At 42.7% G+C, this 2,178-nt stretch carries 2 protein-coding genes; both read left to right on the top strand.

All coding sequences use genetic code 11. The features are described from left to right. Positions 1–1,974, top strand: a 1,974-nt coding sequence (locus G468_RS21765) for a phage tail tip protein J-related protein (RefSeq protein ID WP_155847029.1), incomplete at its 5' end; no start/stop codon positions are given. 4 nt (positions 1,975–1,978) lie between these two features. Then, positions 1,979–2,178 (top strand): hypothetical protein (locus G468_RS0117215; protein WP_026824061.1); only part of this gene is annotated, 200 nt, incomplete at its 3' end.

Consider the following 2,178-nt stretch of genomic DNA (forward strand, 5'->3'; position numbering starts at 1 on the left):
TCGACTAAAACGGCGGATGGTACTGAACCCCGCTATACCCTGAACGGTGCTTATGATTTATCCGAGTCACCCGCCTCAGTGCTAGATAATATGCACAAATGCATTGCGGCAGAACCCACTTATATCGCGGGTAAGCACGGCATTTTAATGCAGTCTTATAACGGACCGGCTACTTTGCGTATTGAAGCCAACCAAATCATTGATACCGTCAATATTACCCCTGAATTGTCCCTGCGCGAAGCGACTAATGCGATATACGGTACGTTTATTGATGCTGAGCAACAATATATCAAAACAGATTTCCCGCCGGTGATTGTACAGGAGTGGGTTGATGAAGACGGGCTGGAAATTAAAGAAAATATCGATTATCGCTTTGTCACCAGTCCTTATCAGGCACAGCGTTTAGCCAATCTTTATTTACGCAAAAAGCGCGCGGGTCGCAGGGTTCAGCTTACCATGAATCTGGATGGTTATGCTTATCGGCCTGGTGATGTTGTTTTGCTTAACTTACCCAGTCTTGGTATTAAGGATGCTGAATTTCGTATAGCAGAGTGGAAATTTCACCCGCAAGAGGGCGTAGAAATTCTGTTAGAGGAAGACGGTGCTTATATTTACGAAGATATTATCGGTAAACCTTCTAAAGCCCCGCCGTTTACTGAATTACCCATAGGGGGAGTCGCCCCACCTATAAATCTGGCTTTTGTGCCAACGACGATTGGCGATGTTGTACAGGGTTATTTGAGCTGGGAAAACACCGCAGCAGATGTTCGGTATAACACCGTTAATGTTATTGAAAATGGTCAGGTCATACAGACAATTCAGGTTCCAGGAGAGCGGGTTGATATTGCAGGGCTACCGAGAGGCACTTACCGTGCTGAAGTCAGATCAGTTGACGCGGCTGGCGCAATTTCTCAGCCTACTATTCTTGATTTTGCGATTGAAGCGCCGCCCTCCCCTGTTAGCGTGTCTGTTACTCCGGGTATGTCTTCATTAACGGTCGTGCCGACAATTGCCGATTCAGCGGCCTATGGCAGTAACTTTGAATTCTGGTTTAGCGACAAAAAACTGAAAGATAAGTCTGAGAATGAAGTTATCACGAATGCAAAGAAAATCGGCCAGGGCCAACGTTGGACACAGGAAAATCTTAAAGTTGGTCATGAATATTTTTTCTATATTCGCACGATAAACAGTTACGGTAAATCGGCGTTTGTTGAAGCATCAGGTTTTCCAAATAGCGTAGCGAGCGATATTCTTGATGAAATAGACAAAAAAATTAACGATACGGAAGCCATTAAACAGCTAAAGAAAGGAATAGATAGCAGCACAGAGGCCATACTGGAAAACGCGAAGGGACTCAACGGCAATACGCAGTACTTCATGCGTCAAAACGGCAAGATGAAGGCGAAAATCGTCAGGGTTGACAATTATGTGGTAACCGAGACTAAAGCCTTAGCCGAGTCTATCCATCAAGTCAGAGCGACAGCGGATAAGTCATGGGCAGCCGCTCAGAATTCGCTACAAGCTAAGTATGACATGAAAAAAGGCGAGGCTTCTGCAACTTTCACTAACTTGGTTAAGATTGTTTATGATGGCGTTTCTTACGATGCAGGAATGGTGATAGGTGCGGAATTAAAAAACGAAAAAGTAACCACTGTGATGGGGTTTAATGCGCAACAATTTGCTTTTTATAATCCTAGCAACGGGAAAATGGATTTATTTATGTATCTGCAAGACGGACAGGTTTTTATTAATGAAGCGTTCATTAATGAAGCTTGGCTCAATAGCGTTGTCGTTATCGACAAAATACAATCCAAAAACTACCTACCTGAAAAATCTGGATTCATCCTTGATGCTAAAAACAATCGCTTTGAGATGAACTCGAATAGTAAAGATAGTCGATTTACCTTTGATGGCACCGGATTACGTCTTTATGACGAAAAGGGGCAGGTTAGAATAGAAATTGCGTTGGAGTGATAAGATGCTAATCCCCAAATTTAATATTTATCATGATGGCGGAGAAATAGATAATATTCTTCAATCATTCGGCTTTGTTATCCATTCAGAAGAAGTTGATTTTAAAAAAAACAGCTTTCAATTCGATCAGCGTTTTCTTAAAGGTGGCAGAAAAATAGTTGCGGTTCCTCGCATTGATATTGCCCATACCGGTAATAAATATCC

The organism is Arsenophonus nasoniae DSM 15247 (assembly GCF_000429565.1).
Taxonomy (GTDB): domain Bacteria; phylum Pseudomonadota; class Gammaproteobacteria; order Enterobacterales; family Enterobacteriaceae; genus Arsenophonus; species Arsenophonus nasoniae.